The sequence below is a fragment of the Rugosimonospora africana genome (assembly GCF_016862975.1).
Lineage (GTDB): Bacteria > Actinomycetota > Actinomycetes > Mycobacteriales > Micromonosporaceae > Rugosimonospora > Rugosimonospora africana.
Map to the genome: position 1 here is coordinate 79,031 of NZ_BONZ01000051.1, position 25,742 is coordinate 104,772.

Below are 25,742 nucleotides of genomic sequence, written 5' to 3' on the forward strand. Positions count from 1 at the left end.
TTGTGATCAGGAGGTAGTAGCCAGGGCGTCCGCACAGGCCGCAAGCGCACGCTCGGTGGCGGTACGCAGCCTGGCCGTGTCCGGACCCTCGGCGAGGATTTCGCGGGAGTAACTGGGCAGCACCGCACGCCGTGCGGTGCCGAAGACAGTCACCAGATCGGCCGCCCCGGCACCCTGCGCTCCGAGGCCCGGCGCAAGGATCGGACCATTGACCGAACTGAAGTCGTGGCCGGTCTCCCCGATGGTCGCGCCGACCACCACGCCGACGCTGCCCAACGGCTGCACACCCGTGTTGACCTGGGAAACCTCGTCCAGGATGAGCTGCCCGACGGTGCGCCCGTCGGCCGTCAGGGCGTGTTGCACCGAGGGCGCTTCCGGGTTCGACGTGAGCGCCAGGACGAAGAGTCCGTTGCCGTTGCGGATAGCGATATCGATCATTGGCTGTAGCGAGCCGAAACCGAGGTACGGACTCGCTGTAATCGCGTCAACACACATCGGGCTCGCCGGATCGAGGTACGCCTGGGCGTACGCGGTGGCCGTCGAGCCGATATCGCCCCGCTTGACGTCCAAGATCACAATAGCTCCGGCCGAGCGTAACTGTCGGATAGTTGACTCTAAAATTGCCATGCCCCTGGTGCCGAAACGCTCATAAAACGCCGACTGCGGCTTGAAAACGGCGACCCGATCGGCGAGCGCCTCGACGACCGTGGCACTGAACCGCTCCAACCCGGCCACGTCGTCGCCCACTCCCCACGCGGTCAACAGCGCCGCGTGCGGGTCGATGCCGACACACAGCCGGCCGCGGGCCGCCACGGCAGCCTCCAGCCGAGCCCCGAAACTCCCGGTCAAAACCCGTTCCTCCCGATCAATCCGTAGCGCCCCGATTTCGATCACTCTGGCCCGGTGTGTCTGGCCCCGCGCCACGACCCAGACCAGTCGTTCGACCGGTCAGGCGCGGTGCGTCCGCACCTCGCCACGACCCAGACCAGCCGCCGATCAGCCCGCCTTCGCGGCTGCCGCGATCGCGTCGCCGATCTGGGCCACGTCCGCGTCCGCCGTCACGTACGGCGGCATCGTGTAGATCAGATCCCGGAACGGCCGCAGCCAGACGCCCTGCGCCACCGCCGCCGACGTGGCGGCCGTGATGTCCACCTCATGGTCGAGCTGGACGACCCCGATCGCGCCCAGGACCCGCACGTCGCGCACGCCCTGTACCGACCGGGCCGGTTCCAGTGCCGCCCGCAGCCCGGAGGAGATCCGGGCCACTTCGCCGGCCCAGTCGGTGCCCCGCAGCAGCCCGATCGAGGCGTTGGCCACCGCGGCGCCCAGCGGGTTACCCATGAACGTCGGCCCGTGGGCCAGGACGGGAAGCTCACCACGGGAGATCCCCTCGGCCACCCCGGCGTCACACAGCGTGGCGGCCATCGACAGGTACCCGCCGGTCAGCGCCTTCCCCACGCACATCACGTCCGGCCGCACCCCGGCGTGATCCATCGCGAACATCGCGCCGCTGCGGCCGAACCCGGTCGCGATCTCATCGAACACCAGGAGCACCTGGTGCGCGTCGCACAGCTCCCGCAGCGCCCGCAGGTACTCCGGGCTGTGGAACCGCATCCCACCGGCGCCCTGGACCACCGGTTCGACGATGACGGCCGCCAGCTCGTCGCTGTGCCGCTCGATGGCGCCGGCCAGCACGTCCAGGTACCCGGGATCCACCGGCGCGTCGAAGCCACCCGGCGGCTCCGGTACGAACACCTGCTCGGGCAGCACCCCGGCCCACAGCCGGTGCATGCCGCCCTCCGGGTCGCAGACGCTCATCGGCTGGAAGGTGTCCCCGTGGTACCCGCCCCGCCAGGTCAGCAGCCGGCGCTTGGCCGGCCGGCCGCGCGACCGCCAGTACTGCAGGCACATCTTCACGGCGACCTCGACGCTGACCGAGCCGGAGTCGCTCAGGAAGACGTGATCCAGCCCGGTCAGCTCGACGAGCGTGGCGCACAGCCGCACGGCCGGCTCGTGGGTGAGGCCGCCGAACATCACGTGGCTCATCCGGCCGAGCTGGTCGCGCACCGCCTCGTCCAGGACCGGATGCCGGTACCCGTGGATGGCCGCCCACCAGGAGGACATCCCGTCGATCAGCTCCCGCCCGTCGGCGAGCCGGATGCGTACCCCCTCGGCGGAGCTGACCAGATAGCTGTCGCGTACCCCGGGCATCGGCCCGTACGGGTGCCAGACGTGCGCCCGGTCCAGCCCCAGCAACTCCCCGGCATTCATCGGGTGGCTCTGACGATCGCCCGGACCAGCCCGGGGCCCCGGTAGATCAGGCCGCTGTAGAGCTGCACCAGGCTGGCACCCGCGTCGAACATCCGCACCGCGTCATCCGGCGCCATGATCCCTCCCACCCCGATGACCGGCAGGTCGGTGCGCTTGCACACGAAGGTCACCACGTCCAGCGCCCGCCGGGTCAGCGGCCGGCCGGACAGGCCGCCGGCCTCACCCGCGGCACCGCTGCCACCGTCCCCGCTGCCACCGTCCCCGCTGCCACCGCCCGCGCTGCCACCGTCCCCGCCGCCACCGTTCGCGCTGCCGCCCAGCCCGTCGCGGGACAGCGTGGTGTTCGTCGCGATCAGGCCGGCGACCCCGTGGTCGGCGCACACCTCCAGCACCTCGCCGATCGCGTGGTCGGTCAGATCTGGCGCGATCTTCACCAGCAGCGGCGTCGACCCGGCCTCGGCACGCAGCGCCCCCAGCAGGGCGGCGAGCTGGTCGCGGTCCTGCAGGCTGCGCAGGCCCGGGGTGTTCGGTGAGCTGACGTTCACCGCGAGGTAGTCGGCGTACGGGCGCACCGCGCGCAGCGACGACAGGTAGTCCTCGACCGCCTCGTCCAGCGGCGTCACCTTCGACTTGCCCAGGCTGATCCCCAGCGGCACGCCGCCGGTGCCACCGGCGGCCAACCGGGCGGCCAGCGCCTCGGCGCCGGCGTTGTTGAAGCCCATCCGGTTGATGATCGCCTCGTGCTCGGGCAGCCGGAACAGCCGCGGCCGGGGGTTGCCCGGCTGCGCCTGGCCGGTGACCGTGCCGGCCTCGACGAAGCCGAACCCGAGCGCCGCCCAGGCCGCCAGCGCCCGGCCGTCCTTGTCCACACCGGCCGCCAACCCCACGGGGTTGGGAAAGTGCACGCCGAACACCGTTCGGGGCGCCTGCGGCGATCTGAGACCGCGTAACAGGGCCAGTGTGCCGGGCCTCCGGGACAGCCGCTCCAGCCGGCGCAGCGTCCACTCGTGGGCCCGCTCGGCATCGCCTCCGCCCAGCCGGAACAGCGCCGGCCGGGCGAGCGTCCGGTACAGAACGCTCATCGGCCCGCCTCGGTGCTCTTGGCGGATCCGCGCTCGCCGGACCGGACCGGCACGACCGCACTGCGCCGGCCGCTTCGCTCGCTCATCCGGTGGCTTCGCGCATGGCGGCGTGCAGCTCCTGCAGGGGCCGTACCGTCATCTCGCCCCGGATCAGCGCCTCGATGCCCATCACCGCGGCCGACGCACCCGGTACCGTCGTGATGCACGGCACGTCGTGCGCCACCGCCGCGCTGCGGATCTCGTACCCGTCCATCCGGGCACCCGCACCCGACCCCTGCGGCGTGTTGATCACCAGGCTCACCTCGCCGGACTCGATCAGCTGGAGCGCATTGCGCTGATCGCCCTGCTCGTAGTGCCGGGGCACGATCTCGCAGTCGATGCCGTGCCGGCGCAGCACCTCGCCGGTGCCTGAGGTCGCGACGATCTCGAACCCGAGATCCGCCAGCCGCTTGACCGGGAAGATCATGCCGCGCTTGTCGCGGTTCGCCACGGATACGAAGATCTTCCCGCTGAGCGGCAGCGAGCCGTACGCGGCCGTCTGCGACTTGGCGAACGCGTGCCCGAACGCCCGGTCGATGCCCATCACCTCACCGGTGGACTTCATCTCCGGCCCGAGCAGGTTGTCCACGCCCTTGCCGGCCGGGGTACGGAACCGCTTGAACGGCAGCACCGCCTCCTTGACCGCGATCGGCGCGCTGGCCGGCAGCGCACCGCCGTCGCCGTGCGCGGTCAGCAGCCCGCGCGAGCGCAGCGAGGCGATGGTGTCGCCGAGCATGATCCGGGCGGCCGCCTTGGCCAGCGGTACCGCGGTGGCCTTGGACACGAAGGGGACGGTGCGCGACGCGCGGGGATTGGCCTCCAGCACGTACAGGACGTCGTCCTTGAGCGCGTACTGGACGTTGAGCAGCCCGCGTACCCCGATGCCCCGGGCGATCGCCTCGGTGTACCGGCGGACCTCGGCGATGTGGTCGGTGCCCAACGTGATCGGCGGGAGCACGCAGGACGAGTCGCCGGAGTGGATCCCGGCCTCCTCGATGTGCTCCATCACGCCGCCCAGGTACACCTCGCCGGTCGCGTCGCACAGCGCGTCCACGTCGATCTCGATCGCGTCGTCCAGGAACCGGTCCACCAGTACCGGGTGCGACGGCGAGATCTCGGTGGCCCGCTCGATGTACCCGCGCAGCGTGACCTCGTCGTACACGATCTCCATGCCCCGGCCGCCCAGCACGTAGCTGGGCCGCACCAGCACCGGGTACCCGATGGTGTCCGCGATCTTCTTCGCCTCGCCGAAGGAGGTCGCGGTGCCGTACGCCGGTGCCGGCAGGCCGGCCTCGCCGAGCAGGGCACCGAACGCGCCCCGGTGCTCGGCCAGGTCGATCGACTCCGGCGAGGTACCCACGATGGGCACCCCGGCGTCCTTGAGGCGCTGCGCGAGCGACAGCGGGGTCTGCCCGCCCAGCTGCACGACCACCCCGATCACACCCGGACCGCCGGCCGCCTTGCCTGACGAGTCCTCGGCGTGCCAGACCTCCAGCACGTCCTCGAAGGTCAGCGGCTCGAAGTAGAGCCGGTCGGCCGTGTCGTAGTCGGTCGACACCGTCTCCGGATTGCAGTTGATCATGACGGTCTCGTAGCCCGCCTCGCGCAGCGCCATCACGGCGTGTACGCAGGAGTAATCGAACTCGATGCCCTGCCCGATCCGGTTCGGCCCGGAGCCCAGGATCAGCACCTTCGGCCGGTCCGACGGGGCGACCTCGGTCTCCGGGGCGGACTGCCCGGACTCGTCGATGCCGGACAGCTCGTACGCCGAGTAGTGGTACGGCGTCTGCGCGGCGAACTCCGCGGCGCAGGTGTCCACGGTCTTGTACACCGGACGCAGGCCCAACCGCTGGCGCAGCGCCCGTACCCCGTCTTCACCGGCCAGCTCCGGGCGCAGCGCGGCGATCTGCCGGTCGGACAACCCGGCGCGCTTGGCGTGCAGCAGCAGCGAACGGTCCATCACCGGCGCCGCGTCGATCTGCGCCCGCAGTTCGACCACAGAGGCGATCTGGTCGACGAACCACGGGTCGATGCCGGACGCCTCGGACACCGCCGCGACCGTGGCACCGAGCCGCAGCGCCTGCTCCACCGCATAGAGGCGGCCGTCGCGCGGTACCCGCAGCGCGGCCAGCGCCGCCTCGACCGAACCGGGCTCCGCGCCCGGTGCGGTCCAGAAGCCGGCCAGCTTCGTGTCCATCGACCGCATGGCCTTGCCCAGCGCCTCGGTGAAGTTGCGGCCCAGAGACATCGCCTCGCCGACCGACTTCATCGTGGTGGTCAGCTCCGGATCCGCCCCCGGGAACTTCTCGAACGCGAACCGCGGGATCTTCACCACCACGTAGTCCAGCGCCGGCTCGAACGCGGCCGGGGTCTTGAGGGTGATGTCGTTGGGGATCTCGTCCAGCGTGTACCCGATGGCCAGCTTCGCCGCGATCTTCGCGATCGGGAACCCGGTCGCCTTGGAGGCCAGTGCGCTGGACCGGGAAACGCGCGGGTTCATCTCGATGACCACCAGCCGCCCGTCGGCCGGGTTGATCGCGAACTGGATGTTGCAGCCGCCGGTGTCCACGCCGACCTCGCGCAGCACCGCGATGCCCAGGTCGCGCATCCGCTGGTACTCGACGTCGGTCAGGGTCATCGCCGGGGCCACGGTCACCGAGTCCCCGGTGTGCACACCCATCGGGTCCACGTTCTCGATGGAGCAGACGACCACCACGTTGTCGTGCCGGTCGCGCATCAGCTCCAGCTCGTACTCCTTCCAGCCGAGCACGCTCTCCTCGATGAGTACCTCGTGCACCGGCGACGCGGCCAGGCCGCCACCGGCGAGCCGCTCCAGCTGCTCGGCGGTGTGCGCCATCCCGGAGCCCAGGCCGCCCATGGTGAAGCTCGGCCGGATCACGACCGGCAGCCCCAGCTCGGCGACGGTTTCGTGGACCTCGTCCATGCTGTGGCACACCCGCGAGCGCGGGACCAGGCCGGCGGCGCCGAACCCGATGCGCTCCCCGGCCCTGGCCACCACGTCCTTGAACAGCTGGCGGTCCTCGCCCCGGCGAATCGCGTCGATGTTCGCGCCGATCAGCTCGACGCCGTACTTGTCGAGCACGCCCGACTCGTGCAGCGCGACGGCCGTGTTCAGCGCGGTCTGCCCGCCCAGCGTGGCCAGCAGCGCGTCCGGCTTCTCCCGGGCGATCACCTGCTCCACGAAGTCCGGGGTGATCGGCTCCACGTAGGTGGCGTCGGCGAACTCCGGGTCGGTCATGATGGTCGCCGGGTTCGAGTTGACCAGGCTGACCCGCAGCCCCTCGGAACGCAGTACCCGGCAAGCCTGGGTACCGGAGTAGTCGAATTCGCACGCCTGCCCGATGACGATCGGCCCGGAGCCGATCACGAGGACGTGCGACAGGTCGGTGCGCCTAGGCATTGATCAGCTCCACGAACCGGTCGAACAGGTAGTCGGCGTCGTGCGGACCGGCCGCCGCCTCTGGGTGGTACTGAACGGTGAACGCGGGTACGTCGCGGCACCGCAGGCCCTCGACCACGTTGTCGTTGAGGCACACGTGGCTGACCTCGACCGGCCCGTAGTCGGTGTCAACCCGCTCGTCCAGGGGCGCCTCCACGGCGAAGCCGTGGTTGTGCGAGGTCACCTCGACCTTGCCGGTGGCCCGGTCCAGTACCGGCTGGTTGATGCCCCGGTGCCCGTAGCCGAGCTTGTACGTGCCGAAGCCCAGCGCCCGGCCCAGGATCTGGCTGCCGAAGCAGATCCCGAACAGCGGTACCCGGTGGGAGAGCACGTCGCGGGCCAGCGCCACGGCACGGTCGGCGGTGGCCGGGTCGCCCGGCCCGGGTGAGAGGAACACCGCGTCGGCGCCGATCGCGGCCACCTCCGCGTAGCTGGACGAGGCCGGCAGCACGTGCGTCGTCACTCCGCGGGCGGCCAGCCGGCGGGCGACGTTGCGCTTGATGCCGAAGTCCACCGCGGCCACCGTGAACCGGTGCTCGCCCTCCGCCTGCACCACGTACGGCTTCGACGTGCTGACCTGCTCGGACAGGTCCGCACCGAGCATCTGCGGCGAGGCCAGTACCCGCTCCCGCAGGGCGCGCGCGTCGCCGTCGACGCTGGACACGCCGACCCGCATCGCGCCGCGCTCGCGCAGGTGCCGGGCCAGCGCCCGGGTGTCCACCCCGGAGATGCCGACGACACCCTCGGCGGCCAGCCGGTCCTCCAGGTCTCCGCTGCGCCGCCAGTTCGACGCCAGCCGGGCCGGGTCCCGGACCACGTAGCCGGCCACCCAGATCCGCGACGACTCGTCGTCCTCGCCGTTGACCCCGGTGTTGCCGATGTGCGGCGCGGTCTGCACCACGACCTGGCGGTGGTAGGACGGGTCGGTCAGCGTCTCCTGGTAGCCGGTCATCGCGGTGGCGAACACCGCCTCTCCGACGGTCTCCCCCACGCTGCCGTACGCCTCACCGCGGAAGGTCCGCCCGTCTTCGAGGACCAGAATCGCCTCGCGTCTCACTTCGTCGCCTTTCCATCCAGTACCGTCGGCCGCCCGGCGAGGAACGTCGCCATGACCCGTCCGGGCAGCTCCATCCCCGCATACGGCGTGTTCCGCGACAGCGAGGCCAGTTCGGCCGGCTCCACCACCCAGGTGGCGGCCGGGTCGACCAGGGTCAGGTTCGCCGGTACCCCCGGCGCGGGGTCGCGGCCGTGCCCGTCGAGCCCGGCGATCCGCGCCGGTACCCGGGACATCCGCTCGGCGATGCCGTCCCAGCTCAGCGACTTGGTCGACATCACGATGGACAACGCGGTCTCGAGCCCGAGCATGCCCGGCCGGGCATACTGCCACTCGCACTCCTTGTCCTCCACCGCGTGCGGAGCGTGATCGGTCGCCACCGCGTCGATCACCCCCTCGGCCAGGCCGGCGCGCAGGGCGGCCACGTCCGTGTCGGTACGCAGCGGTGGGTTGACCTTGAACACCGGGTCGTACGACTCGGCCCGGGCGTCGGTGAGCAGCAGGTGGTGCGGGGTCACTTCGGCGGTGATCCGGATGCCGGCCCGCTTCGCCCCCCGGATGATCTCCACGCTGCCGGCGGTGGACACGTGGCAGATGTGAAGGCGGCTACCGACGTGTCCGGCCAGCAGCGCGTCCCGGGCGATGATCGCCTCCTCGGCGACCGCCGGCCATCCGGCCAGGCCCAGCCGGCCGGACAGCTCGCCCTCGTGCAGCTGCGCGCCGACGGTCAGCCGGGGCTCCTCGGCGTGCTGCGCGATGACCCCGTCGAACGCCTTGACGTACTCCAGCGCCCGGCGCATCAGCCGCGGGTCGCTCACGCAGTGCCCGTCGTCGGAGAAGATCCGCACCGCCGCCGCCGAGGTGGCCATCGCGCCGAGTTCGGCCAGCCGCTCGCCGGCCAGGCCGACAGTGACCGCGCCGACCGGGCGCACGTCGACCAGCCCGGCCGCCTGGCCCAGCCGCCAGACCTGCTCCACCACGCCGGCGGTGTCCGCGACCGGGTCGGTGTTGGCCATCGCGCAGACCGCCGTGTATCCGCCCAGCGCCGCCGCCCGGGAGCCGGACATCACGGTCTCGGCGTCCTCCCGGCCGGGCTCGCGCAGGTGGGTGTGCAGGTCGACGAGGCCGGGCAGGGCGATCAGTCCGTCGGCGTCGATCACCTCAGCCCCCGGTGCCGCGGCGTCGCGGCCCACGGCCGCCACCACCCCGTCCCGGATGAGCAGGTCGGTCGGCTCCGCGCCGACGATGGACGCCCCCTTGATCAGGTACGTCGTCACACTTGTCCCCCCAGCAGCAGATAGAGCACGGCCATCCGGACCGACACCCCGTTGGCGACCTGTTCGACGATGGTGGACCGGGGCGAGTCGGCCACATCGGGTGCGATCTCCATGCCCCGGTTCATCGGCCCGGGATGCATCACGATCGCGTGCTCGGGCAGCTTGCGCAGCCGAGCGGCATCCAGCCCGTACCGCCGGGCGTACTCGCGGGCGGACGGGAAGAACGAATCCTCCATCCGTTCCCGCTGCACCCGCAGCGCCATCACCACGTCCACGGTCGGCAGCACCGCGTCCAGGTCGTAGCTGGTCTTGACCGGCCAGGAGTCCACTCCCACCGGCAGCAGGGTGGGCGGCCCGACCAGGGTCACGTCCGCGCCGAGCGTGTTCAGCAGCAACGCGTTGGACCGGGCGACCCGGCTGTGCAGCACATCACCCACGATCGCCACGGTCAGCCCGGACAGCCGCCCCAGCCGCGACCGCATCGTGTACGCGTCCAGCAGCGCCTGGGTCGGGTGCTCGTGGGTACCGTCGCCGGCGTTGACCACGCTCCCGTCGACCCAGCGGGCCAGCCGGTGCGGGGCCCCCGAGGCGGCGTGCCGGATGACCACCGCGTCGGCGCCCATCGCCTGGAGGGTCAGCGCGGTGTCCTTGAGGCTCTCCCCCTTGGAGACGCTGGAGCCCTTGACCGAGAAGTTGATCACGTCGGCGGACAGCCGCTTCGCCGCGGCCTCGAACGAGATCCGGGTGCGAGTGGAGTCCTCGTAGAACAGATTGACCACGGTGCGCCCGCGCAGCGTCGGCAGCTTCTTCACCGATCGGTCGGACAGCGCCGCCAGCTCGGCCGCCGTGTCCAGCACCTGGGTCGCCGCGGCGGCGTCCAGGTCGGCCGCCGAGAGCAGGTGACCGGTGATCCCGCCGCGGTCGGGCGACTGCTCAAGGTTGGTCATGCCGCTCCTCCCACCTGGTCTTCCAGCCGCACCTCGTCGCTGCCGTCAGTCTCGGTCAGCCGCACGCGGACGTTTTCCACGAGCGAGGTCGGGATGTTCTTGCCCACATAGTCGGCGCGGATCGGCAGCTCCCGGTGGCCGCGATCGACCAGCACGGCGAGCTGGACCAGCCGAGGCCGGCCGAGGTCCTTCAGCGCGTCCAGCGCGGCCCGCACGGTGCGCCCGGAGAACAGCACGTCGTCGACCAGGATCACCTGCTTGCCGTCGATCCCGGCCGGCGGCAGGTCGGTGTGGCCGACCGCGCGGGCTCCGCGCAGTCGCAGATCGTCGCGGTACAGCGTCACGTCGAGTGCACCCGCCGGCGGCAGGAAGCCCTCGAACGCCTCGATCCGGGCAGCCAGGCGCCGGGCCAGCGGTACGCCACGGGTCGGGATGCCGAGCAGGACGCAGTCGCGGGCCCCGTCGGTCTTCTCCAGGATCTGGTGTGCGATGCGGTCGACGATGCGGGCCAGATCGGCCCCGTTGACAACGACTTTCGCGGCGAGCCGGCCGGTTCCGGCCGCACCGCCCGAGTCGGTCTGCTCGACCGAGGATGGGTACGCCAAGGCGGACCTCCTTCCCCGCCTCACGGGACGGGCCTTAAAGGATGTCGGGACTGTCCATACGCCGGTTCACCAGGCGTCGAACGGCTTTCGCGAGCCTACCAGCAGCGCAGATCGCGAAACGGGAAGGTCACAGCACTTGACCAAGTGTCGCTTCCCGATTACGGTCACGCTCCGTAGCGATCGCCGGGAAGAGGCCCGGAGCCAGTGACTGGGAGTGTCCACATGCCCTCTGAGTACGCCAAGTCCCTGGGCGCCCGCTTGCGCTCCATCCGCCAGCAGCAGGGCCTGTCCCTGCAGGGTGTGGAGGAGAAGTCAGCCGGGCGCTGGAAGGCCGTCGTAGTCGGTTCCTACGAACGCGGCGACCGGGCCGTGACCGTGTCCCGATTGGCCGAGCTGGCCGATTTCTACCGCGTGCCCGTGGCCGAGCTGCTGCCCGAGGGGAGTGGCATTCGTCACGAATCCGCGGGGAAGATCGTCCTCGACCTCGAGAAGCTGTACGACCAGACCGACGCCGACCTGTCGTACGTCGCCAAGTACGCCCGAGCCATCCAGCAGCAGCGCGGTGACTACAACGGCCGCGTCCTGTCGATCCGCGCGGACGACCTGCGTGCCCTTGCCATCGTGTACGACTCGTCGCCGTCCGGTTTGGTCGAGCGACTCACCGAGCACGGCGTTCTGGTCACCGACCCCCGGTCGCTCTTCGCGTGATCTCGCCCACCCCGCTGGCCCCACCGAAGGGGTCGGGGCCAGCGGGGTAGGGACCGTGATTCAGTGGGTGGCGTACTCGGCGATCCGGCCGAGGACGCCGTTGAGGAAGCGCGGCGAGTCGTCGGTCGACATCTGCCTGGCCAGCTCGACCGCCTCGCTGATGGCCACCGCGTCGTCGATGTCGTCGCGGTAGAGCAACTCGTAGACGGCCACCCGGGCCAGATTCCGGTCGACCGCCGGCATGCGCTCCAGCGTCCAGCCCTCGGCGTAGCTCGCGATCAGCTCGTCGATCCTGTTCAGGTGCTCCGCGGTGCCCTCGACCAGCAGGATGGCGTAGTCCAGGTAGCCCGGGCGGGGGCCCTCGATCCGGGAGATCGAAGACCTCAGCACCTCGTCGATCGGCAAGTCGCGTAGGTCAGCCTCATACAGCACGTCCAAGGCACGTTTGCGCGCCTTGCGACGCGCGGGCATCGGCGTCTTGGGACCTTCGGGCATGGATCAGGCGCGACCGAGGTAACGGCCGTCGCGGGTGTCGACCTTGATCTTCTCGCCGGTCGAGACGAACAACGGAACCTGGACCGTGGCACCGGTCTCCACCGTGGCCGGCTTGTTGCCACCGGTGCTCCGGTCGCCCTGCAGGCCCGGCTCGGTGTAGGTGACCTCGAGGATCACGCTGGTCGGCAGCTCGATGTAGAGCGGCACACCCTCGTGGGTGGCGACGGTCGCCTCGGCCTCCGGCAGCAGGAACTTCGACGCGTCGCCCACCGTGCCGCCGGAAACGGTCAGCTGGTCGAAGGACTCCAGGTCCATGAACACGAAGTCTTCGCCGTCGGCGTAGAGGTACTGCATGGTGCGCTTGTCGACGGTCGCGGTGTCGACCTTGGTGCCGGCGTTGAACGTGCGGTCCACGACCTTCCCGGACAGCACGTTCTTCAGCGTGGTGCGCACGAACGCGCCACCCTTGCCGGGCTTGACGTGCTGGAACTCGACAACGGACCACAGGTCGCCGTCGAGATTGAGCACTAGTCCGTTCTTGAGGTCGTTCGTGGTGGCCATGTCCTGCCTAACCGCATGATCGTCTATTCCGCCTGGGGACCGGACAAGTGTAGCGGCGCCTGGTGTCTCCCGGCAGGACAGGTGTCACCGGCGGGACAGGTGTACCAGCGCCAACCGGTACCCGTCGATGCCCAGCCCGCAGATCACTCCGGTCGCCACCGCCGAGATCACCGAGTGGTGCCGGAACTCCTCGCGCGCGTGGATGTTGGAGATGTGTACCTCGACCAGCGGGGCGCGCAGCATCGCGCAGGCGTCCCGCAGCGCGTACGAGTAGTGCGACCAGGCACCCGGGTTCAGCACGACGGCGGCCTGCTCGTCGGCGGCGGCGTACAGCCAGCCGAGCATCTCGTGCTCCGCGTCGGTCTGCCGTACCTCGACGTCCAGGCCCAACTCCTTGCCGTCGCGCAAGCACTGCGCGACCAGCTCGGGGTAGCTGGTCGCGCCGTAGACCGAGGTCTCCCGGCTGCCCAGCCGACCGAGGTTCGGACCGTTGAGCACGTACACCTTCACGCCGTACCCACTTCCTCGTACGCGGCCCGCAGCAGGTCGTCCGGCGGGGCCTCCAGGATCTCGGGCCGGGCCAGGCCGCCCAGCACCACGAAACGCAGCCGTGCGCCCCGGGCCTTCTTGTCCACCCGCATCGCCGCGTGCAGGTCCGGCCAGGCCGCCGCCGGGTATGTCACCGGCAGCCCGAGCCCGTCGAGCACCGACCGGTGGCGCCGCGCGGTGGCCTCATCGAGGCGCCCGGCCAGCCGGCCGAGAGCGGCGGCGTAGACCAGCCCGACCGAGATCGCGTGCCCGTGCCGCCAGCCGTACCGCTCGCGCTTCTCGATCGCGTGCCCGAGGGTGTGCCCGTAGTTGAGGATCTCCCGCAGCCCGGACTCGCGCAGGTCCTTGCTGACCACGTCGGCCTTGACCCGCACCGCCCGCTCGACGAGCTCCGGCAGGTGCCGGTCGGGGTCGTCCTCGACCAGGTCGAGGATCGCCGGATCGGCGATGAAGCCGCACTTGACCACCTCGGCCAGCCCGGCGACCAGGTCGGCCCGCGGCAGGCTGTCGAGCGTGGACAGGTCGCACAGCACGCCGGCCGGCGGGTGGAACGCGCCGACCAGGTTTTTCCCCGCCCCGGTGTTCACCCCGGTCTTGCCGCCCACCGCGGCGTCCACCATGCCGAGCAGGCTGGTCGGCACCTGCACCACGGCCACCCCGCGCAGCCAGCAGGCGGCCACGAAGCCGGCCACGTCGGTGACCGCTCCGCCGCCCACGCCCACCACCGCGTCGGTGCGGGTGAATCCGGCCTCGCCCAGGGCGTCCCAGCAGCGGGCGGCGACCTCGATGGTCTTGCCGGCCTCGGCGTCGGGCAGCTCGATCGGCAGCGGCGCGATGCCGGCCCCGCGCAGGGCGTCGGCCACCCGGACCGCGTGCTCCTTCAGCGGCGGCGCGTAGAGCACGGCGGCCTGGGCCGCACGGGCGACCAGCGACGGCAGCGCGCTGCGCAGGTCTCGGCCGACGAGCACCTGGTACGGACGCTCGCCACCGACCTCGATCGTGGTGATCCGGCTGTTATCCATCGCGGGCCAGCGTAGTCGCCGCGCCGGCCGAATCTGCGCCGCCGTCGGCAGCCGCAGTGACCGGATCGGACCCGGGATCCGGGTCGGGCACCCGGGCCGCGTTCGCCGCGATCCGGCCGGCGTGCGCGAGCAACGCGGCGCGCAGCTCGTCCGGCCGGATGATCGTGTACGCCCAGGGCAGGCCGCCGAGCAGCTGCGCCATCCCGTCCAGCGACTCCGCCCGGCAGGTCAGCACGGTGCTCTCCCGGTCTCCCGCGCCGGCGCGCAGCGTGCCGACGGCGCGGGGCAGCCGGGCGCGCACCTGGTCCAGCGGCGCCTCCAGCACCACCTCGACCTCGTGCGTGTACGGCACCGAGGCCAGCCCACGGGTCACCGTGGCCACCGGGTCGAAGTCCGGCGGGACCTCGAACCCCGACCCCGGCACCGGTGTGACGTCGGAGATCCGGTCGAGCCGGAAGTTGCGCACCTCGCCGCGCCGGTGGTCGTACCCGGTCAGGTACCAGCGGCCGGAGTGGAAGACAAGCCCGTACGGGTCCAGTTCGCGGCGGGACGCGGCACCCGACCACGCCGTGTACCCGATCTCCACCCGGCACCGCCCGGCGACCGCGGTGCCGAGCGCCAGCAGCACGCCCGCGTCCGGCCCCGCCGCCCGGGCCGGCCTGGACAGGCTGAAGCCCAGCGACTCCTCGACCGCGCCGACCCGGTCGGCCAGCCCGGACGGGAGCACCCGGCGCAGCTTCGCCAGCGCCGTTCCGGAGGCCGGCCGGTCGGTGGCCAGCCCGATCCGGTCGGCGGCCAGCAGGCCGAGCAGCACCGCGACCGCCTCGTCGTCGGTGAACATCAACGGTGGCAGCTTGAACGCCGGGGCCAGCCGGTATCCGCCGTAGCGTCCCCGGGCGGCGGTCACCGGTACGCCCAGCTCGGCGAGGGTACGGGCATATCGCCGTACCGTCCGCTCGTCGACTCCGAGCCGGCTGGCCAGCTCCCGCCCGCCGAGGACATGGTGCGCCTGCAGCAGCTCGAGAAGCCCGAGCACCCTGGCGGCCGGGTGTGGCACAGGTCACCTCCCGAATCCGGACCGGTACTGCCCGGATTCGATCCTACGGTCGCGCCATGACAACCTTCGTTCTCGTACCCGGAATGTGGCTGGGCGCCTGGGCCTGGCACGACGTGACCGCGCGGCTGCGTTCGGCCGGACATGACGTCCACCCGCTCACCCTCACCGGGCTCGCCGACCGGGCGCACACCGGCGGCCCGCACACCGACCTGGACACCCACGCCACCGACGTGGTCGCGTTGATCGAGACCGAGGAACTGTCCGACGTGGTCCTGGTCGGCCACAGCCACGGCGGCAGCGTGGTCGCCCTGGCCGCCGACCGGATCCCGGACCGGCTCCGCCGCGTGGTCTACGTGGAGGGTGGACCGCTGCCGAACGGCACCCGGCAACTGGACACCCTGGACGCGCAGAGCCAGGACCGGATCCGGGAACAGGTGGGTGACGGCTGGCTGGTGCCGCCCCGCGAGTGGGACGCGGACCAGGACCCGGTACTGCTGCGCGGGCTGGACGCCCCGACGCTCGCGATGCTGGCCCGGCGCTGCACCGGGCACCCGTTCGGCTCGGTCAGCCAGCCGCTGAAGGTCTCCGGCGCGGCGGCGGCCGTACCGCGCACGCTGGTCGCGTGCACGTTCACCGCCGACCAGGTGCGCGAGATGATCGCGCAGGGACATCCGTTCTTCGGCGGAGTGGCCGGGGCGGACATCCTCGGCCTTCCCACCGGTCACTGGCCGATGTTCAGCGAACCGGACCGGTTGGCCGACCTGCTGGCCGAAATCGACTGACTCTTTTTGCGGACACCAGGGAACCTTGCCGGCCTCCCGGGCGTCACATGAACATGGGCTGCCCCTCCTCCACCCCGACCGGTCACGGCAGCCGCGCCGTGACTGTCTCGGGCAGCGGCAGCCGTCGCCGAGGTGGACGCCGGTTCCGCGCCCGCCGCCGGCCACACCGCCCCCGGGACCGGGGCCCGGGGGCGGTGACTACCGGCTGAGTGCGGCGAGCACCTCGGCCGCCACGTCTTCCGGGGTACGGCCGTCGGTCTTCACGGTCACCACGGCCACCTCTTCGTAGAGCGGGCGGCGCTGGTCCAGCAGGTACTTCATGGTGGCCCGTGGGTTGATCTCCAACAGCGGCCGCCCGGCGCCCAGGCCGACCCGCCGGATCGCGTCGGCCAGCTCCACCGACAGGAACACCACCCGGTGCCCGGCCAGCCGCCGGCGGGTCTCCTCGGCCATGACCGCGCCGCCGCCCAGCGAGACGACCCCGTCGGACCCGTCCAGGGCCGCGGCGACCGCCGTCCGCTCCAGGGCACGGAAGTGATCCTCACCGTCGTCGATGAAGATCTCCGGGATCGGCTTGCCGGCCAGCTCTTCGATGTCCGCGTCGACGTCCCGGAACGGGACCCCGAGAGCCGCGGCGACCAGCTCGCCGACCGTGGTCTTCCCGGCTCCGGGCGGCCCGACGATCACCGCCGCCGGCCCGCTCACCGGATCACCAGACTGTCCAGGTAGCCCGCGAGGTTGCGCCGGATCTCCGCGACCGAGTCGCCGCCGAACTTCTCGGTCGCGGCCTCGGCGAGCACCAGCGCCACCATCGCCTCGGCCACCACCGCCGCGGCCGGTACCGCACAGGTGTCCGAGCGCTGGTTGATCGCCGTGGCCGGCTCGCCGGTGGCCACGTCGACGGTGGACAGCGCGCGGTTCAGCGAGGAGATCGGCTTCATCGCGGCCTTGACCCGCAGCGGCTGCCCGGTGGTGATGCCACCCTCCAGCCCGCCGGCCCGGTCGGTCACCCGGCGAACCACTATGCGACCGGTCTGGCTCGGCGCGTCGTCGACCAGCACGATCTCGTCGTGCGCCTGGGAACCCCGCGAACGGGCCTGGGTGAACCCGTCGCCGATCTCGACCCCCTTGATCGCCTGGATCGACATCAGCGCGGTGGCCAGCCGGGCATCCAGCTTCCGGTCCCACTGCACGTGGCTGCCCAGACCCGGCGGTACGCCGTAGGCGAGGACCTCGACGATGCCGCCGAGGGTGTCCGCGTCCCGCTTGGCCGCGTCCACCTCCTCGACCATCCGGGCGCTCGCCTGCGGATCGAGGCAGCGCAGCGGATCGGCGTCGACGCGCGCCGCGTCCTCCGGCCGGGGTACGAGCCCGGACTTCACGGCCACGCTGCCCAACTCGACCACGTGCGAGACGATCTCGATGCCCAGTGCCTGGCCGATCAGCGCCTTGGCCACGGTGCCCACGGCTACCCGGGCCGCGGTCTCCCGGGCGCTGGCGCGCTCCAGGATCGGCCGGGCGTCCGTCTGCCCGTACTTCTGCATGCCGGCCAGGTCGGCGTGGCCGGGCCGGGGCCGGGTCAGCGGGGCGTTGCGCGCCTGGGCGGCGAGCACCTCCGGGTCGACCGGGTCGGCCGCCATCACGGTCTCCCACTTGGGCCACTCGGTGTTGCCGACCCGGATCGCGACCGGGGAGCCGAGCGTGCGGCCGTGGCGGACCCCGCCGAGGAACTCGACGGCGTCCTGCTCGAAGGACATCCGCGCACCGCGGCCGTACCCGAGCCGGCGACGGGCCAGTTCCCGGGACACCTCGGCGCTGGTCACCTCGATCCCGGCGGGTACCCCGTCCAGGACGGCCACCAGGGCCGGGCCGTGTGACTCTCCGGCCGTCAACCAGCGCAGCACGTATCCACCCTCCGTTCCGGCGTTGAACCGGGGCCTGTGCTCGGCTGCCCCAAAGGGGCGGCGCAGCCTGCGCTCAGGCGTTGCTCCAGGGCCTGTTGTTCGGCTGCCCCACGGGCGGCGCAGCCTGCGCTCAGGCGCTTTGCTGCGGTAAGTCTGGCACGCGGTGCCGGGCCGGCTACCGCTGGGCGGCGGCCTCCCGCAATGCGGCATCCATCGCCGCCACTGGCGCGGGCAGGCCGGTGAACAGCGTGAACTGGTGCACGGCCTGGGTCAGCAGCAGGTCCAGACCGGACACAACACGCACACCGGCCGCCTGGGCCGAAGCGGCCAGCGGAGTCGGCCAGGGGTCATAGAGCGCGTCGAACAGCACGGTGCCGGGCCGCCAGCGCGGCCGTACCGGGTCGGCGACCCCCTTCGGTACCGTCGAAATGATCAAGTCGGCGTCGCCGGACCGGTCGGCGGCGGCGAAGTCGACGTGGGTCAGCCGAAGGCCCAGCCGCTCCGCGACCGGGCGCAGTTCGTCGACTGCCGAGGCCCGGCGGGCGTACACGTCGACCTGCCCGGCGCCCAGCTCGGCCGCCGCCGCCAGGGCCGCCCGCGCGGTGCCCCCGGCGCCCAGCACCGCCACGCCGCCCGCCGCGGACAGCCCGGCCGCCCGGAGCGCGTCGACCATGCCGGGAGCGTCGGTGTTGTCCGCGAGCCAGCCATCCGGCTGCTGTACCAGCGTGTTGGCGGCGCCCAGCGCGGCCGCGACCGGAGTCACCCGGTGGGCGACCGTGAGCGCGACCTCTTTCAACGGCATGGTCAGCGACAGCCCGGCCCACTGCGGACCCAGGCCGGCGACACGGTCGCTCAGCTCAGCCTCGGCGCACTCGATGGCCGTGTAGCGCCAGTCCACCAGGCCGAGCGCGGCGTACCCCGCGTTGTGCAGCACCGGCGACAACGAATGGGCGACCGGCTTGCCCAGCACCGCCGCCCGGTGCCCACCCTCCATCGCTCAGCACGTACCGATCGATACGCCGTTGGCCTTGGCCTGCCGGGTGTCGGCACAGAACTGGTCGTAGGTGGTGGCGAACGCGGTGTTGCCGGCCTTGTCGATGGTCAGGAAGTAGTAGTTGTTGGACGGCGGTGCGTTGATCGCCGCCTTCAGCGCGTCCTCGCCGGGATTGTCGATCGGACCGGGCGGCAGGCCGCTGATGACGTAGGTGTTGTACGGATTGCCGGTGTCCTGCAGCATCGACGCGGTCAGGGAGCCGGAGTCCAGCGCCTCCTTGCCGGTGACCCGCAGCCAGTAGTTGACCGTGCTGTCCAACTGCAGGCGGTGGTTCGGCCAGTCCTTGTACCCCCGGTTGTAGAGCACCCGCGCGACGCCCGCCATGTCCGTCGCCTTGGGCGCCTCGGCCTGGGCGAGCGACGCGGCGATCAGCGCCTCGTACGGCGAGACGCCGAACTTCTGCTGCACGTTTTCCGGGAACTTGAGCTGGCCGACCACGGTGAGGAAGTTGCCCACCATGGTCTTGAGGATCGTGGTGGCGTCCGTGCCCGGGTCGAACTCGTACGTGGACGGGTACAGGAAGCCCTCGATCGAGAACGGCTTCGGCATCGGCTTGCCGTCTTCGCGCTTCAACCAGTAGTCCGGAATGCCCAGGGCGGCGGGATTGGCGGCGGCCTTCTTGAAGTCGTCGACCGGGATGTGGGTCGCCTTGGACAGCGTGTTGAAGACCTGGAGCGAGATCAACCCCTCGGGAATGGTCACCGTGGTGGACACCTTGTTGATCAGCTTGTTGTCCTTGTCGCGGGCGAGCAGGGCGTCGACCGCCAGGGACGCCTTCATCTGCTTGCGCAGCTTGTAGAAGCCGGGCTCCACGGACTTGCTCTTCGGGTTCGCGTCGTACGCGTTGATGAACGCCTTCGCACTGCGCACCACGTCCACGGTGACCAGTTTGTTCCCGATGTCGGTTCCGCCGTCGCCGGCGGCCACCTGGACCGTCACCGACCCGGTGCCCGGCCCGGAGTAGTCCTTGACGGCGAAGTAGTCCTGCACCTTGCCGAACCCGTACCAGCCGGCCCCACCGAGGCCGCCGAGGAGCACCAGAGTCAGGAAGAGAGCCGCGAACGTCTTGCCCCGGCGCTTGGGTGACCCGCCCGATCCACGGCGCCGACGCCGGTGGCGACCTCGGTCGTAGTCCTCGTCGAACGACAGGTCCAGGTCGTCGATCATTGCGTTCGCCTCCGCTGGTTGTCGAGCCAGCCCTGCAGGATCTCTACAGCGGCCACCTGGTCGACAACTGCTCGTTGACGCCTCCCCCGGACGCCTCGCTCGGACAGCCTACGGGAGGCGACCACTGTGGTCATCCTCTCGTCGGACAACCGTACGGGAACGGGGTCGATCGCGCGCGCCAGCAGGGCGGAGTATCCACGGGCGTCAGCGGCGGCCAACGCTTCCCGGCCGGCGAGCGTGACCGGGAGCCCGACCACCACCTCGACCGCCTCGTTCTCCCGGACCAGCGCGGCCAGCTGGGCGATGTCCACGGGTACCGCCTCGCCGGCACTCGGACCGGCACCCCCGCCGCCACCGGTGGCGCTCAGGTCGCGGGTGAGCGTGATGAGCGGACTGGCGAGGATGCCGTCCGGGTCGCTGCGGGCGACACCGACCCGGACTTTTCCGACATCGACTCCGAGCCGGACACCACGCCGAGCGCCCAGACTCATCCCGTGATCAGCGCCTCGATCGCCGAGATCAGCTTGGGGGCCTCCTGGGCCGGTACGCCACCGCCCTGCGCGAGGTCGGCGTTGCCGCCGCCGCGCCCGGACAGCGCGCCCTTCACCAGGTCGGTCGCCGACAGCCCACGGTCGCGACCGGCACCGTTGACCGCGACCACCAGCGACGCCTTGCCACCGGAGCGGGCCGCGAGCGCGACCACCGCCGGGCGGGCCGCCGGGATCTTGCCACGGATCTCCTGGGCGAGGGTGCGCACGTCGCCGGCCGAGGTGCCCTCCGGCACCTCCGCGCCGACATAGGCGACCCCGGCCACGTCCCGGGCGCCGTCGGCCAGCCCCGCCGCGTTGCCCAGGATCAGCTGCGCCCGCAGCTTCTCCAGCTCCTTCTCGGCGTCACGCAGCGCCGCGACCGTGTGCTGCACCCGGTCGCCGACCTGCTCGGCCGGTACCCGGTACAGGTCGGCCAGCTGGGACACCAGCAGGTGCTCCCGGGCCAGGAAGTTGAACGCGTCGATGCCGACCAGCGCCTCGATCCGGCGCACGCCGGAGCCGATCGACGCCTCGTGCAGGATCTTGATCAGGCCCAGCTGCCCTGAGCGGGACGCGTGGGTGCCACCGCAGAGCTCCCGGGCGTAGTCGCCGACCTCGACGACCCGGACCTCGTCGCCGTACTTCTCGCCGAACAGCGCCATCGCGCCCGAGGCCCGCGCCTCCTCCAGCGAGGTGATGAACGCGTGCACCTCCAGGTCGGTGACCAGCACCTCGTTGATCTGCTGCTCGACGTCGTTCAGCACGGACTGCGGCACGGCGGCCGGGGTGTTGAAGTCGAAGCGCAGCCGGCCCGGCGCGTTGAGCGAACCGGCCTGGGTCGCGGACTGGCCGAGCAGGTTGCGGATGGCGGTGTGCACGAGGTGGGTCGCGGTGTGCGCCCGGGAGATCGCCCGGCGCCGGGTCACGTCGATCTCGGCGAACGCGTCCGAGCCGACCTGGATCTCGCCCCGGATCACCCGGCCCCGGTGCACGATCAACCCCGGTACCGGCGACTGCACGTCGAACACCTCGAACGTGCCGCCGCCGACCGTGATCAGACCGCTGTCCGGCTGCTGGCCACCGCCCTCGGCGTAGAACGGGGTCGCGTCGAGGACCACCTCGACGGTCTCCCCCTCCTCCGCCGCCGCCAGCCCGTTGCCGCCGGAGAGTACGGCGCGCACGCGCGTCTCGCGGGACACCTCGTGGTACCCGGTGAAGTCCACCTTGCCGCCCGCGTCGAGCACCTCGCGGTATGCGGACAGGTCGGCGTGCCCGGTCTTGCGCGCCTGGGCGTCGGCCTTGGCCCGGCTGCGCTGCTCGGACATCAGGCGCCGGAAGCCCTCGGTGTCGACCTCCAGGCCCTGCTCCGCCGCGATCTCCAGGGTCAGGTCGATCGGGAAGCCGTACGTGTCGTGCAGCGCGAACGCCTTGTCGCCGGACAGCGTGCGCCCGCCCGCGGACCGGGTCTCGTCGATCGCCAGGTCGAGGATCGTGGTGCCCTGCCGCAGGGTGGACAGGAACGCCTCCTCCTCGCCGTACGCGTACTGGGAGATCCGCCCGTACTCCTCGGCCAACTCCGGGTACGACGGTGACATGCAGTCCCGGGCGACCGGCAGCAGTTCGGGCAGCGCGGGGCTGTTCCAGCCGAGCAGGCGTACCGAGCGGATCGCCCGGCGCAGGATCCGGCGCAGCACGTAGCCGCGCCCCTCGTTGCTCGGGATCACCCCGTCGCCGATCAGCATCAGCGCGGTGCGCACGTGGTCGGCGATCACCCGCAGGCGCACGTCGTCGGGGGCGGAATCGCTGGCGGCGTGGCCGGACCGGGCACCATACTGCTTGCCGGTCATCTCCGCCGCCCGGTCCAGGATCGGGCGTACCTCGTCGATCTCGTACAGGTTGTCCACGCCCTGCAGGATCGAAGCGATCCGCTCCAGCCCCATGCCGGTGTCGATGGACTTGGCCGGCAGCTCACCCAGGATCGGGTAGTTCTCCTTGTCCGTGCCCGCGCCGCGGGTGAACTGCATGAACACGAGGTTCCAGAACTCCATGTACCGGTCCTCGTCGGCGTCCGGGCCGCCGTCGCGCCCGTACTCCGGACCTCGGTCCAGGAACAGCTCGGAACACGGGCCGCACGGGCCCGGGATGCCCATCGACCAGAAGTTGTCCTTCTTGCCCCGGCGCACGATCCGCTCCAGGGGCAGGCCGATCTGCTTGTGCCAGATGTCGATGGCCTCGTCGTCGTCCAGGTAGACGGTGGCCCAGAGCCGGTCGCCGTCCAGACCGAAGCCCCCCTGGTCCTGGGGCTTGGTGGACAGGTCCCAGGCCATGGTGATCGCCTTCTCCTTGAAGTAGTCGCCGAAGGAGAAGTTCCCGTTCATCTGGAAGAACGTGCCGTGCCGGCTGGTCTTGCCGACCTCGTCGATGTCCGGCGTCCGGATCACCTTCTGGACGCTGGTAGCCCGCGGAAATGGCGGGGCGACCTGGCCGAGGAAGTACGGCACGAACTGCACCATGCCGGCGTTGACGAACAGCAGGTTCGGGTCGTCGATGGCCGGCAGCGGTGCGCTGGGCACCACGGTGTGTCCGTTCGCCTCGAAAAACGCCAGGAACCGTCGCTTGATCTCCGCGGTCCTCATCAGCGGTAGCTACCTTCCTCCAGATCAAGATCAATAGACTCGCCGCTCTCGAAGGCGGCGTGAATCTGATCTTCCCGTTCCTGCATGCCGTCGCGCACGTCCTCGACAAACGTACGGACCGAGTCGATCAGGCCACCAGCGCTGTCCCGCGCCGAGGCGGCCATCCCCTGCGGAGTGAACGCACGGACCTTCTTCGACGCCGCGCGCACGACCAGAGCGCCGACGGCCAGCCCGACACCGAGCCACAGCAGACGTTTCATCGCTGCCCACCCAACCTTCTAGAGATCCGCCTACCGAGACCCGCTCGCGGCGGCCTTGCGCTCTTGCCTGCGCGCCCTGCGCTGCTGCTTGATCATGTCGCGGACCTGCTGCTCCTCGTCCGCACGCCGACGGTTGGCCAGCGCCTTGCGTACCCCGTAGGACAGCGAGGCCACCCGCACGATCGGACTGGACGCGGCGGAGGCCACCACGGTGGACAGGTTGGCCACGTTGGCGGTGACGGTCTGCGCGTGCCCGGTGATGGTATCCAGGCGCTCCAGCTGGACGTTGACCCCGTCGAGCGAGGTCTGCATCTGGCCCAGCGCGGTGTTGACCCCCTCGACCGCCGCGTTCACGTTGACCAGCAGCGGCGACGTGCGCTCGGTCAGGTCGTTGATGGCCCGGGTGGCGGCGTCCACGGTATGGCGCAACCGCAAGATCGGTACCGCCAGCACGAGTACGAGCATGACAAAGGCGCCCGCGGCGATGAGTGCCGCGATCTGTCCACCGGACACGCCTGTCTCCCCTCTGTCTCGCCGGTCGGCACACGGCCGGACCGGTTGCGCGGCTCTTCCCAACGGCCGGCGCCCGCGCCCGACCGGAAGGCGATGGTCAATTGCGCCAACGGGCAGACCCTACCGTGCGTGACGGTAGGCCCCATTGTGGGCGCCCACTCGGCGGGGCGCCCGGCGAGGGGGTAAATCCCGCCGGGCCAGCACCCGGGTCGGTCGACGGCGGCTAATGATGCCAGTTCGGGTTGATCCGTTGAGTCACCTTGGCGGTCACCAGCGCGCCGGCACAGGTCGGTGGTGCCCCGCTGGCGCTGGGTAGCGGGTCGAGCGGCGACAGGGACGACGGGGGCGTCGAGGGCGTCGGCGCCCCCGGCGAGGGCGCGATGCCGGACAGCCCGCAGACCGCGTTGCGCGTCCACAGGTCCAGCACGTACTGGTCACGCTGCCAGCAGGTGTACGTGCCGGTGCCGAGCTTCGGGCAGCCCGCCGTCTGCCAGTGGACCCAGCCCGCGCCGGTCAACGCGGTCTGGAACGCCCGGTCGGTGTCGGCCGCCGCCTTCGCCGAGCGCCAGGTCCGCTCGGTCAGCCGGCAGTTCCCGGCGCACCAGCGGCTCCCGCTCGCGTCATCCTGGTGCTGCTCGTCCGCCCAGGCCGGCAGCGACAGCGAGTTCAGGTTCTTGACCACCGGATCGCTGCTCGCGTTCTGCACGAACAGGACGAGCGGCAGCACCCCGAGCAGCAGCACGGCGACCGCGGCCAGGGCGAGGACGTGTACCGGGCGGGCCGGCGCAGTAGGTCGCCGCCGCGGGCCGTCGGCGTCGTCGAAGTCCCCGGCACGCGCCTGCTCCCCGCTGCTCATGCGCAGCGCGGGCTGCTCCCCGGAACCGTGCCTGACCTGCTCACCCGTACCCGACCCGACCCGGGCCTGCTCACCGGTACCGGGGCGGCGGGCGGCGGCCCGGGCGCTACCCGCGGCCGGCGGGGGCGGGACGCTGCCCATCGGCGGAGGCACCGCACCGCCAACGGGCGGCGGGACGCTGCCCATTGGCGGAGGCACGGCAGCCTTCGGCGGGGGCACGGCACCCATCGGCGGGGGCATCTTGCCGCCGGGTGGCGGGGACGCCACACCGCCGACCGGCGGCATCGGCCCTCCCGGCGGCGCGGCGCGGCCCCCGGCGCCGGCCGGAGGCCCGGACGCGCCCCGGGGCGGGGCCTGCGGGCCCTGCATCGGCATCGCGTCTCTCTCGCCGCTGGTCAGGTCGTGCCAGGCCCGGCCACCGGCCGACCGGCCGACCGGCGGTACCGGCCGGCTCGCATCGCCCCTGGGCGGCTCCCCGTGCGCGGGCGGCTGCTGAAGGGTACGGGGTGCTTCGCTCCGGGGCGGGGGTACCGCACGGCCGGCCGGCGGCACCGCACGGCCACCCGCGGGGGCAGCCCGGCCCGGAGCGTCCGTGGGGCCGCCCGGCGGCGGCACCGGTACCGCGGCGTGGCCGGCGCGACCGCCCGCGCGCCCCGGTCCGGCGGCCGCATCGCCGCCGTGGCGCGGTTCGTTGCCCCGGATCGGCTCGGTCTCCATGCCGACCGGCGCGCCGTGACGCCCCTCGCCGACCCCGCGCGGCTCTGCCTGCCGCCCGACCGGCACCTCCGGCCCACGAACCGGGGGGACATCGTCGGCGTGGCGCCGGCCGGCGCTACGCCGACCGCCCGGACCATCGGAGTCGCCTACCGGCTCTCCGCCGAGGCCGCGCTCAGCCCTGGCACGTCGGCCGCCC

The 25,742-nt window shown here is 71.8% G+C and carries 25 protein-coding genes; 3 read left to right on the top strand and 22 right to left on the bottom strand.

All coding sequences use genetic code 11. From position 1 onward, the window contains the following. Positions 1-6 precede the first annotated feature (6 nt). From pyrF to pyrR, 8 genes are all read right to left on the bottom strand, one after another. Entirely contained in the window at positions 7-849 is an 843-nt protein-coding gene (gene pyrF / locus Raf01_RS27320; RefSeq protein WP_203920916.1) for an orotidine-5'-phosphate decarboxylase, read from the bottom strand. Positions 850-996: 147 nt separating this feature from the next. Next, positions 997-2,271: an adenosylmethionine--8-amino-7-oxononanoate transaminase gene (locus Raf01_RS27325; protein WP_203920876.1), complete on the bottom strand. Its 1,275-nt coding sequence runs from the start codon at positions 2,269-2,271 to the stop codon at positions 997-999. Next, on the bottom strand, positions 2,268-3,353 hold the full coding sequence (locus tag Raf01_RS27330; protein WP_203920877.1) for a quinone-dependent dihydroorotate dehydrogenase: 1,086 nt from the start codon (positions 3,351-3,353) through the stop codon (positions 2,268-2,270). The genes Raf01_RS27325 and Raf01_RS27330 overlap by 4 nt, the downstream gene beginning before the upstream one ends. A gap of 82 nt (positions 3,354-3,435) precedes the next feature. Next, positions 3,436-6,813, bottom strand: a complete 3,378-nt coding sequence (gene carB / locus Raf01_RS27335) for a carbamoyl-phosphate synthase large subunit (RefSeq protein WP_203920878.1) — start codon at positions 6,811-6,813, stop codon at positions 3,436-3,438. Then, complete coding sequence (gene carA, locus Raf01_RS27340) at positions 6,806-7,909, bottom strand: glutamine-hydrolyzing carbamoyl-phosphate synthase small subunit (protein WP_203920879.1); 1,104 nt, start codon at positions 7,907-7,909, stop codon at positions 6,806-6,808. The genes carB and carA overlap by 8 nt, the downstream gene beginning before the upstream one ends. Continuing rightward, positions 7,906-9,183: a dihydroorotase gene (locus Raf01_RS27345; RefSeq protein ID WP_203920880.1), complete on the bottom strand. Its 1,278-nt coding sequence runs from the start codon at positions 9,181-9,183 to the stop codon at positions 7,906-7,908. The genes carA and Raf01_RS27345 overlap by 4 nt, the downstream gene beginning before the upstream one ends. Then, positions 9,180-10,094 carry an aspartate carbamoyltransferase catalytic subunit gene (locus tag Raf01_RS27350; RefSeq protein WP_203920917.1) on the bottom strand — a complete coding sequence of 305 codons (915 nt, stop codon included), beginning with the start codon at positions 10,092-10,094 and terminating at the stop codon, positions 9,180-9,182. The genes Raf01_RS27345 and Raf01_RS27350 overlap by 4 nt, the downstream gene beginning before the upstream one ends. Before the next feature lie 32 nt (positions 10,095-10,126). Beyond that, the gene (pyrR, locus tag Raf01_RS27355) at positions 10,127-10,735 is read right to left on the bottom strand and encodes a bifunctional pyr operon transcriptional regulator/uracil phosphoribosyltransferase PyrR (protein WP_275413060.1); all 609 of its coding nucleotides are present in this window, start codon (positions 10,733-10,735) and stop codon (positions 10,127-10,129) included. Between the two features lie 222 nt (positions 10,736-10,957). Between pyrR and bldD the strand changes: the two genes are divergently transcribed. Continuing rightward, positions 10,958-11,443 (top strand): transcriptional regulator BldD, encoded by a 486-nt coding sequence (gene bldD / locus Raf01_RS27360; protein ID WP_203920882.1) that lies wholly within the window; start codon positions 10,958-10,960, stop codon positions 11,441-11,443. A 60-nt stretch (positions 11,444-11,503) separates the two neighbouring features. Here bldD and nusB read toward each other — a convergent pair whose 3' ends face one another. The 5 genes from nusB to Raf01_RS27385 form a co-directional block, all read right to left on the bottom strand. After that, the gene (nusB, locus tag Raf01_RS27365; RefSeq protein ID WP_203920883.1) at positions 11,504-11,914 is read right to left on the bottom strand and encodes a transcription antitermination factor NusB; all 411 of its coding nucleotides are present in this window, start codon (positions 11,912-11,914) and stop codon (positions 11,504-11,506) included. 27 nt (positions 11,915-11,941) lie between these two features. Further along, positions 11,942-12,499 carry an elongation factor P gene (efp, locus tag Raf01_RS27370; RefSeq protein WP_203920884.1) on the bottom strand — a complete coding sequence of 186 codons (558 nt, stop codon included), beginning with the start codon at positions 12,497-12,499 and terminating at the stop codon, positions 11,942-11,944. Between the two features lie 84 nt (positions 12,500-12,583). Continuing rightward, positions 12,584-13,009 (bottom strand): type II 3-dehydroquinate dehydratase, encoded by a 426-nt coding sequence (aroQ, locus tag Raf01_RS27375; protein WP_203920885.1) that lies wholly within the window; start codon positions 13,007-13,009, stop codon positions 12,584-12,586. Further along, the gene (gene aroB / locus Raf01_RS27380) at positions 13,006-14,070 is read right to left on the bottom strand and encodes a 3-dehydroquinate synthase (RefSeq protein ID WP_203920886.1); all 1,065 of its coding nucleotides are present in this window, start codon (positions 14,068-14,070) and stop codon (positions 13,006-13,008) included. The genes aroQ and aroB overlap by 4 nt, the downstream gene beginning before the upstream one ends. Beyond that, positions 14,063-15,127 carry a helix-turn-helix transcriptional regulator gene (locus Raf01_RS27385; protein ID WP_203920887.1) on the bottom strand — a complete coding sequence of 355 codons (1,065 nt, stop codon included), beginning with the start codon at positions 15,125-15,127 and terminating at the stop codon, positions 14,063-14,065. Before Raf01_RS27385 ends, aroB begins: the two co-directional genes overlap by 8 nt. 56 nt (positions 15,128-15,183) lie before the next feature. On the opposite strand from Raf01_RS27385, the gene Raf01_RS27390 reads away from it, so the two are divergent. Beyond that, a complete protein-coding gene (locus tag Raf01_RS27390; RefSeq protein ID WP_203920888.1) occupies positions 15,184-15,909 on the top strand; it encodes an alpha/beta fold hydrolase in 726 nt (241 codons plus the stop codon). A gap of 198 nt (positions 15,910-16,107) precedes the next feature. Here the strand turns inward: Raf01_RS27390 and Raf01_RS27395 are convergent, their stop codons facing one another. The 9 genes from Raf01_RS27395 to Raf01_RS27435 form a co-directional block, all read right to left on the bottom strand. After that, entirely contained in the window at positions 16,108-16,614 is a 507-nt protein-coding gene (locus Raf01_RS27395) for a shikimate kinase (RefSeq protein WP_203920889.1), read from the bottom strand. Further along, positions 16,611-17,813 (bottom strand): chorismate synthase, encoded by a 1,203-nt coding sequence (gene aroC, locus Raf01_RS27400; RefSeq protein ID WP_203920890.1) that lies wholly within the window; start codon positions 17,811-17,813, stop codon positions 16,611-16,613. The genes Raf01_RS27395 and aroC overlap by 4 nt, the downstream gene beginning before the upstream one ends. A gap of 175 nt (positions 17,814-17,988) precedes the next feature. After that, positions 17,989-18,807 carry a shikimate dehydrogenase gene (locus Raf01_RS27405; RefSeq protein WP_203920891.1) on the bottom strand — a complete coding sequence of 273 codons (819 nt, stop codon included), beginning with the start codon at positions 18,805-18,807 and terminating at the stop codon, positions 17,989-17,991. Between the two features lie 3 nt (positions 18,808-18,810). After that, complete coding sequence (mltG, locus tag Raf01_RS27410; protein WP_203920892.1) at positions 18,811-20,034, bottom strand: endolytic transglycosylase MltG; 1,224 nt, start codon at positions 20,032-20,034, stop codon at positions 18,811-18,813. Then, positions 20,031-20,525 (bottom strand): Holliday junction resolvase RuvX, encoded by a 495-nt coding sequence (gene ruvX / locus Raf01_RS27415; protein WP_203920893.1) that lies wholly within the window; start codon positions 20,523-20,525, stop codon positions 20,031-20,033. The genes mltG and ruvX overlap by 4 nt, the downstream gene beginning before the upstream one ends. After that, positions 20,522-23,200, bottom strand: a complete 2,679-nt coding sequence (gene alaS / locus Raf01_RS27420) for an alanine--tRNA ligase (RefSeq protein WP_203920894.1) — start codon at positions 23,198-23,200, stop codon at positions 20,522-20,524. The genes ruvX and alaS overlap by 4 nt, the downstream gene beginning before the upstream one ends. Further along, on the bottom strand, positions 23,200-23,460 hold the full coding sequence (locus Raf01_RS27425) for a hypothetical protein (RefSeq protein WP_203920895.1): 261 nt from the start codon (positions 23,458-23,460) through the stop codon (positions 23,200-23,202). Before Raf01_RS27425 ends, alaS begins: the two co-directional genes overlap by 1 nt. Before the next feature lie 30 nt (positions 23,461-23,490). Continuing rightward, positions 23,491-23,973 carry a DUF948 domain-containing protein gene (locus tag Raf01_RS27430; RefSeq protein WP_203920896.1) on the bottom strand — a complete coding sequence of 161 codons (483 nt, stop codon included), beginning with the start codon at positions 23,971-23,973 and terminating at the stop codon, positions 23,491-23,493. Between the two features lie 223 nt (positions 23,974-24,196). Continuing rightward, the gene (locus Raf01_RS27435) at positions 24,197-24,970 is read right to left on the bottom strand and encodes a hypothetical protein (RefSeq protein WP_203920897.1); all 774 of its coding nucleotides are present in this window, start codon (positions 24,968-24,970) and stop codon (positions 24,197-24,199) included. A 486-nt stretch (positions 24,971-25,456) separates the two neighbouring features. Between Raf01_RS27435 and Raf01_RS27440 the strand changes: the two genes are divergently transcribed. Further along, a partial coding sequence (locus Raf01_RS27440; RefSeq protein ID WP_203920898.1) for a hypothetical protein occupies positions 25,457-25,742 on the top strand: 286 nt, incomplete at its 3' end.

Bases quoted from the DNA above. Each gene is read 5' to 3' on its own strand.
- Raf01_RS27325 (WP_203920876.1), bottom strand. From the start codon at position 2,271: ATGAATGCCGGGGAGTTGCTGGGGCTGGACCGGGCGCACGTCTGGCAC.
- Raf01_RS27330 (WP_203920877.1), bottom strand. From the start codon at position 3,353: ATGAGCGTTCTGTACCGGACGCTCGCCCGGCCGGCGCTGTTCCGGCTG.
- carB (WP_203920878.1), bottom strand. From the start codon at position 6,813: ATGCCTAGGCGCACCGACCTGTCGCACGTCCTCGTGATCGGCTCCGGG.
- bldD (WP_203920882.1), top strand. From the start codon at position 10,958: ATGCCCTCTGAGTACGCCAAGTCCCTGGGCGCCCGCTTGCGCTCCATC.
- nusB (WP_203920883.1), bottom strand. From the start codon at position 11,914: ATGCCCGCGCGTCGCAAGGCGCGCAAACGTGCCTTGGACGTGCTGTAT.
- efp (WP_203920884.1), bottom strand. From the start codon at position 12,499: ATGGCCACCACGAACGACCTCAAGAACGGACTAGTGCTCAATCTCGAC.
- aroB (WP_203920886.1), bottom strand. From the start codon at position 14,070: ATGGATAACAGCCGGATCACCACGATCGAGGTCGGTGGCGAGCGTCCG.
- Raf01_RS27390 (WP_203920888.1), top strand. From the start codon at position 15,184: ATGACAACCTTCGTTCTCGTACCCGGAATGTGGCTGGGCGCCTGGGCC.
- Raf01_RS27405 (WP_203920891.1), bottom strand. From the start codon at position 18,807: ATGGAGGGTGGGCACCGGGCGGCGGTGCTGGGCAAGCCGGTCGCCCAT.
- mltG (WP_203920892.1), bottom strand. From the start codon at position 20,034: ATGATCGACGACCTGGACCTGTCGTTCGACGAGGACTACGACCGAGGT.
- ruvX (WP_203920893.1), bottom strand. From the start codon at position 20,525: ATGAGTCTGGGCGCTCGGCGTGGTGTCCGGCTCGGAGTCGATGTCGGA.
- alaS (WP_203920894.1), bottom strand. From the start codon at position 23,200: ATGAGGACCGCGGAGATCAAGCGACGGTTCCTGGCGTTTTTCGAGGCG.
- Raf01_RS27425 (WP_203920895.1), bottom strand. From the start codon at position 23,460: ATGAAACGTCTGCTGTGGCTCGGTGTCGGGCTGGCCGTCGGCGCTCTG.
- Raf01_RS27435 (WP_203920897.1), bottom strand. From the start codon at position 24,970: ATGGGCAGCGTCCCGCCCCCGCCGGCCGCGGGTAGCGCCCGGGCCGCC.